This is a genomic window from Dyadobacter sp., assembly GCF_051859145.1.
In the GTDB taxonomy this organism is placed as follows: domain Bacteria; phylum Bacteroidota; class Bacteroidia; order Cytophagales; family Spirosomataceae; genus Dyadobacter.
This window is the reverse complement of record NZ_JBHYGF010000109.1, coordinates 1-6,547: the sequence shown is the minus strand read 5'-3', so window position 1 is coordinate 6,547 and position 6,547 is coordinate 1. Positions and strand designations below refer to the sequence as shown.

5 protein-coding genes, 1 pseudogene and 1 riboswitch are annotated in these 6,547 nt (G+C 45.9%); all 6 genes and pseudogenes read left to right on the top strand.

Annotated elements, in window-relative coordinates:
- The first annotated feature begins 276 nt into the window (after window positions 1–276).
- Window positions 277–1,011, top strand: coding sequence for a glucosamine-6-phosphate deaminase (locus ACTIE6_RS07910; protein ID WP_439556122.1), 735 nt, complete (start codon window positions 277–279; stop codon window positions 1,009–1,011).
- Between the two features lie 28 nt (window positions 1,012–1,039).
- Window positions 1,040–1,177 carry a hypothetical protein gene (locus tag ACTIE6_RS07905; RefSeq protein WP_439556121.1) on the top strand — a complete coding sequence of 46 codons (138 nt, stop codon included), beginning with the start codon at window positions 1,040–1,042 and terminating at the stop codon, window positions 1,175–1,177.
- Window positions 1,178–1,377: 200 nt separating this feature from the next.
- Window positions 1,378–1,619, top strand: a riboswitch (cobalamin riboswitch).
- A 175-nt stretch (window positions 1,620–1,794) separates the two neighbouring features.
- Window positions 1,795–4,107 (top strand): 5-methyltetrahydropteroyltriglutamate--homocysteine S-methyltransferase, encoded by a 2,313-nt coding sequence (gene metE / locus ACTIE6_RS07900; protein WP_439556120.1) that lies wholly within the window; start codon window positions 1,795–1,797, stop codon window positions 4,105–4,107.
- Window positions 4,108–4,270: 163 nt separating this feature from the next.
- Window positions 4,271–4,657, top strand: coding sequence for an acyl-CoA thioesterase (locus tag ACTIE6_RS07895; RefSeq protein WP_439556119.1), 387 nt, complete (start codon window positions 4,271–4,273; stop codon window positions 4,655–4,657).
- 49 nt (window positions 4,658–4,706) lie between these two features.
- Window positions 4,707–5,840: an acyltransferase family protein gene (locus ACTIE6_RS07890; protein WP_439556118.1), complete on the top strand. Its 1,134-nt coding sequence runs from the start codon at window positions 4,707–4,709 to the stop codon at window positions 5,838–5,840.
- A 195-nt stretch (window positions 5,841–6,035) separates the two neighbouring features.
- A pseudogene (locus tag ACTIE6_RS07885) lies at window positions 6,036–6,547 on the top strand (hypothetical protein); the annotation flags it as partial.

Genomic DNA, 6,547 nt, shown 5'->3' with positions numbered 1-6,547 from the left:
GGGCATTTTGTTGATATCCTGCGCGATTGGGAAGTTCTGGATTGAGCGTTGCGTTTGAGCGCCCCAATATACATGAGCAGGTACCTGCACTTCGCCCATGGTATCTTTTTCTATGCGGTATTCCATTTTATTTTTTTAGAAGTATAAAAATGAATTGGATTGAAAGGTAAAGTTAGGTTTGGGCTTTTAGTTTTTGTTGTTTTTTGAAGGATAAATGTTAACCGCTTTGAAAAGAATGTTTAGATTGGCAGCCTTCAAAAATCAATAAAACCCGCTATGGTACCCAAGATCAGCATCTATCCCGACTACAATGCAATGAGCCAGGCAGCCGCCGACCGCGTGATCGCGCTTTTGACAAAAAAGCCTGAATCCGTGATTTGTCTGCCTTCGGGAAGTACGCCGCTGGGTATGTTCCGTGCGCTGGCTGCCGCCAATCAGAAAGGGGAAGTTGATTTTTCCAAATGCATTTACATTGGTCTTGACGAATGGATCGGCCTCGGTGCCGGCGACGAAGGCAGCTGCCGCGACCTGCTGGACAAGGATTTTCTCAAACCAATCGGCTTCCGCGAAAATCAGATCGTGTTCTTCGACGGAAAAGCAATGGACCCGGAGGCAGAATGCGTGCGGATCAACAAAATAGTAGAGAGCCTGGGCGGGCTGGACCTGATCGCTCTGGGAATTGGAATGAACGGGCATTTGGCTTTAAATGAGCCGGGAACACCCTGGGACACCTACGCCCACATTTCAGAACTCGACCCGCTGACAGCAGAAGTCGGGCAGAAATATTTCAACAAACCTACCCAGCTCACCAGGGGAATTACAGTCGGTATCCGCCATATTCTGGAATCAAAAACGGCCATTCTCATCGGAGCAGGCGCAGCGAAGGCACCTGTAATCGCACGGGCGCTTGCCTTTCCGGTTACTGCTGAATTTCCCGCCACTGTTTTGCAGAATCATTTCAATGCAGAGTTTATCTTGGATGCAGAGGCGGGAAGCGGATTGAGAGTGTAAATTTTATTCATTTTGAAAATGTTGAATAATGGAAATTGATGAGCGAACACTTTCTGACGATGAAGAAGATCTGGCACTCGGAATTGCAATGGAAGAAGGAATACTCGAAGGAATTGCTAGTCCGGAAGAAAGACAAGAATTTGAATCTTACCTATTTCAAGGCTAGTTTGGAAAGTGCCAATCTCGGATATACAAATATTTCCCCTAAACCATGGCTTCAAAAATCACTTTTGGAGCCTTTTTTTTGGGGTCAAAAAGATAAAATATCCTTCGCCAAAACTGAATTTTTGCACCTTTCACTTAAATCAGCGCGCTTCTTCCGGCGCTTTCTTTTTCAATTTAAATTTGGCCAGTTCTTTGTGAACGCCCGTCAATCGGGGTAGTGGTTTTGCTTTTTGGAACCCTCATCCAAATGATAGCAAACTAAAAAGGAACCGTGTGCGAATCACGGGCAGTCGTGCTACTGTAAGTATCCGTTCCGAAGTAATCGGAACAGGTTTTTACCCGCGTGTCCCATTGTTGTAACTGTTGGCTAGCAGACAATTACGACGAGAAGGGCGGTGAAAACTGATACAAGCCAGGAGACTTGCCGCTACTCTCAATGTCCATTCTCTCACGGTTGGAGGCTGGTCAGGCATTGATTTACCAAACATATTGGAAGACAAATCCGTGAGCGGCTTTCGTGCCGATCTCGCCGGAGCAATCTCGCTGTGTTACGTACTGGCTTCGGTCAGGACGGGGGTGTTTTCAAAGGGTTTTTATTAACTCTTAAACACAAAAGCTATGTTATCTCACAATCTCGGCTACCCGCGCATTGGCAGCCACCGCGAACTGAAAAGAGCAAGCGAAAAATTCTGGGCAGGTAAAATCGACCGCGACGAATTGCAGAAGGTCGCACGCAAGATCCGCCACGAAAACTGGAACACGCAGAAAGCAGCCGGTATCGACCTGATTCCGTCCAACGATTTTTCATTGTACGACCAGGTACTCGACACTTCGCTCATGGTGGGTGCGGTGCCCGAACGTTACCACCAGCTCGTCGACGGAAAGTCTAATAAAGAGCTTGAACTATATTATGCAATGGCGCGCGGCTACCAGCGCGACGGTCACGATATCAAGGCAATGGAAATGACAAAATGGTTTGATACAAACTACCATTACCTCGTGCCCGAGTTTACCCGAAACCAACAGTTCAGAAGGTATTCCGATAAAGTATTGCTCGAATTTGAAGATGCATTGCAAAAAGGAATTCTGACAAAACCTGTGCTGCTGGGGCCGGTTACCTATCTTTTGTCGGGAAAAGAAAAAGAGGCGGGCTTTGATAAAATTGATTTGATGCAAAACCTGCTGCCTGTTTATATATCTGTACTGCAAGAACTCTCCGCAAGAGGCGCGGAGTGGGTGCAGATAGACGAGCCTGCATTGGTACTCGATCTGTCGGAAAAGCAAAAGCATGCATTTGAAACAGCTTACGAAGAGATCAGGAATGCAGTTCCAAGATTGAAATTGCTGATAGCTACTTATTTCGGGGCACTGGGGGATAATGTAAACACGGCAGCCAATTTGCCAGTTGATGCATTGCACATTGACCTGACCCGTGGCGCTGAGTCGCTTCCTCATTTGCTTGGGCATGAGGCGTTTATTAGTTCCGGTCGCAAGCTTTCCCTGGGAGTTGTTGATGGAAGAAATATCTGGAAAAATGATTATTCCAAATCACTCGCGTTCATTGAGCAGGCTGCAAATGTATTGGGCAAAGAACGCCTGCTCATCGCGCCTTCTTCTTCGCTGCTGCACAGCCCGTGTGACCTTGAACTGGAAACAGACCAAACGGTTTTGACACCTGAAATCAAAAACTGGATGTCTTTTGCCAAACAAAAACTGTCGGAAGTTGCTGAATTAGCCCGGCTAGCTGACACTAACTGGATTTCAGATCCGGCATTTCTAGCAAACCAGGAAGCGATACAAAGTCGCCGTGACTCTACTTTGATCCATAAACCGGAAGTGAAAAATCGGCTTGCCAAAGTAAGTGACGCGGATTTTAGCAGACAAAGCAGTTTTCCGGTAAGACAGAAAATTCAATTGGAAAAACTAAAACTTCCATTGTTCCCGTCCACCACAATCGGCTCATTCCCGCAAACTGATGAAGTACGTCTGCTACGCGCCAATCTGAAAAAGAATGTACTGACGCAGGATGAGTATGAAAATCGCATTCGGGAGGAAATCGTGAGTTCGCTGCGCTGGCAGGAAGAACTTGGGATAGACGTGCTGGTACACGGGGAATTTGAGCGGAATGATATGGTGGAGTACTTCGGAGAAAGTCTGTCCGGGTTTGTTTTTACGCAAAATGGCTGGGTACAAAGCTACGGAAGTCGCTGTGTGAAGCCTCCTGTGATATATGGCGATGTCGAAAGGCCCAAACCTATGACAGTGAAATGGTCTGCATTTGCGCAGGCTAACTCGGAAAAGCTGGTCAAAGGAATGCTCACAGGTCCTGTTACGATCTTGCAATGGTCTTTTGTCCGGGACGATCAGCCGAGGAAAGACACTGCATTTCAGATCGGCCTGGCTATTCGCGACGAGGTAGTGGACCTGGAAAAAGCGGGACTTAAAGTCATACAGATCGACGAACCAGCAATTCGCGAGGGGCTCCCGTTACGAAAAGCAGACTGGTCGGCTTACCTGAAATGGGCAGTAGACGCATTCAGGCTCAGTGCGGCTGGTGTGGCCGACCAAACTCAAATCCACACGCATATGTGTTATTCGGAGTTCAATGATATTATCGATTCCATTGCGGCAATGGACGCAGATGTGATTACAATTGAAACTTCACGCTCGCAAATGGAGTTGCTGGATGCATTTGCAAACTTCAACTATCCCAACGAAATCGGCCCCGGCGTGTACGATATTCACTCGCCAAGAGTACCAACAGTGGATGAAATGATACTTTTACTTGAAAAGGCATTGAAGGTAATCCCGGCGAGAAACCTCTGGGTAAACCCGGACTGCGGACTAAAAACCAGAAAATGGCCCAAAACCGAAGCTGCTTTGCGAAATATGATCCTGGCGGGTAACTTGCTGCGCGAAAGATACAGGTAGTTGAATGCCGTCATTGCTTGTCATTTGTGGTCATTTGTTGTTTTGAGGCTGTTTTCAACACTTATCACAATGAATGACTACCAATGACCAGCAGTGACAATCACTGAGCACAAATGAAAATAATGACAACCAACAATAACGATTTAACAAACCACCCAACGTTTTGAACATTCAAGAAAAAATTACAGCCTCCGAAACGCGCGTTTTTAAAACTGTTTTTCCAAATAATACCAATCACTACGACACCCTTTTTGGCGGCACTGCATTGTCGATGATGGATGAAGTTGCATTCATCGCAGCTACCCGGTTTTCCAGGCTGCGCTGTGTAACCGTCTCCTCCGACCGTATTGATTTTACACATCCGATACCTGCCGGAACGATTATCGAGCTGGTCGGCAGGGTGGAGACGGTGGGCAACACCAGTATGAAGGTCCGGGTCGATATTTTCGTTGAAAAGATGTATGAGGAAGGCCGTGAGAAGGCAGTTACCGGTATTTTTACATTCGTAGCGCTGGATGAAGATCACAAGCCGGTGAAAATTTTAGGCTGAAATTTTTACCGATTAATCACGTTCTTTGGTGTGTAATATATTGACACACATGCAGAAACAGCAGGAGTATATCGCTCAACTTGACGGGCTGAGGGCTTTCGCAGTGGCCTTGGTTGTCGTGTTTCACTGGTTTCCGGAGGGAGAGGGGATAAATGTCATTGCAAACGGTCCATTAGGGGTTACATTATTCTTCGTTTTAAGCGGTTTTCTGATTACACGTATCCTGTTGGCCAGTCGCGGTTATCTTGCCACGCACGGTTTGGGCGCTACTTACAAGAACTTCATGCTGCGCCGCATGCTGCGCATTTTTCCGCTCTATTATCTCACCCTGCTGATCATCTGGAGCATTCAGTATATTGACTTCGTTCCTGAAGTTTCCACTCAGCTTTACTCTGATCCTGGATATTACCTGCTCTACATTTCCAACTTTCTGATTGAAAAATCGCACAACTGGTTTGATGTACTTTCTCCATTCTGGTCGCTTGCCGTGGAAGAGCAGTTTTATATTTTTTGGCCGTTTGTTGTACTCACGGTGCCGCTGCGGTACATGAAAAGAACGCTGATCGCAACCGTCATTCTGGGGAGTGCTTCCAGATGGGTTTTGGGGTATTTCGGGTATAATGAAGGCGTTTTGATGCCAACTTGTCTGGATTCATTCGGACTCGGCGCTATTTGGGCCTACGTGAGCTATTATGATAAATCTGTGGTAAAATTCCTTAAAGTCCTCAATGTTCTTGCATTAGCAGGTTTAGCAGTTTTTCTGTTTATATGCTTTAACAATGTAGATGCCTTGCCGAAAACCCTGCTTTTCAGGACTTCCATGTCGCTATTTTGTCTTTACCTGGTTGCAAAAGCAAGCTATGGCAGCGGTTTTCCTTCTATTATCGGCAGCATTCTCGACAATGCATTTATGCGGCATATCGGGCGGATCAGTTACGGGTTGTACGTATACCACATGCTCGTTCCGACGCTGGTAGTGCCGCTTATTGTGAAGATATGCAACCGTTTTCTGCACATCACCCTCGATTTCTCCAACTATTCCTTGAAGCTGGTCAGCCTTATCGTATTGATTTTGCTCGCAACTGCTTCCTGGTACATCTTTGAAGCTCCTTTTATTAAGCTGAAAAAATACTTTCAGCTGAGCAGGGTGGATGCTCCAAGGACAGACACATCGCTCAACTAAGTTCCTAAACCCGTTCAATCAGCAGGCTCGGCCGCGGGATAACTTGATCCGAATAAGCTATTTGATGCGTACTAGATTGGCACCTTTTAAAATAATTGCCAATTGCGAATGCAATCAGTTCGGAGGAAACGATCCCTTGTCGTCACATACCTATTTATACTTCTGATATTAACAGAGGTATTACTACGTTCAGTTTTGAGTTTCTGCGGATACAGCTTCTTTTCACCTTCGGAGTATATATATGATGGCTATTACACGACCTTAAAGCCTATCGCTAAAAAGCACATTACTAATCAGGATGAAAAAAAAGATATTTTGATCTTAGGTGGCTCGGTAGTAAGTCCGGGTTGGTCTCGTCTGGAAGAACGGCTTGACAGCATTTTAACGGCTAGCTACTCTGGTAAAAAGGAATTCTGCATATATAATGCCGCAATGCCCGCTCACACGTCACTGGATAACTGGTACAAATACCAGCTATTGAAAGATCAGACATTCGACCTGGTCATATTTTACGAGGCGATTAATGAGAACAGGGCTAATAATATACGTCCGGAAGCATTTCATGCCGACTACTCGCACATTAGTTGGTATGAAGAAATTCAATTGTTGCAAGCACACCCTGAGCTGGATTTTACAGTAATTCCCTATCTGATACACAAGGTAGTACATTTCACTTCCGGTTATCTCAACCATAAGGAACACATACA

Bases quoted from the DNA above. Each gene is read 5' to 3' on its own strand.
- metE (WP_439556120.1), top strand. From the start codon at position 1,795: ATGTTATCTCACAATCTCGGCTACCCGCGCATTGGCAGCCACCGCGAA.
- ACTIE6_RS07910 (WP_439556122.1), top strand. From the start codon at position 277: ATGGTACCCAAGATCAGCATCTATCCCGACTACAATGCAATGAGCCAG.
- ACTIE6_RS07905 (WP_439556121.1), top strand. From the start codon at position 1,040: ATGGAAATTGATGAGCGAACACTTTCTGACGATGAAGAAGATCTGGCA.
- ACTIE6_RS07890 (WP_439556118.1), top strand. From the start codon at position 4,707: ATGCAGAAACAGCAGGAGTATATCGCTCAACTTGACGGGCTGAGGGCT.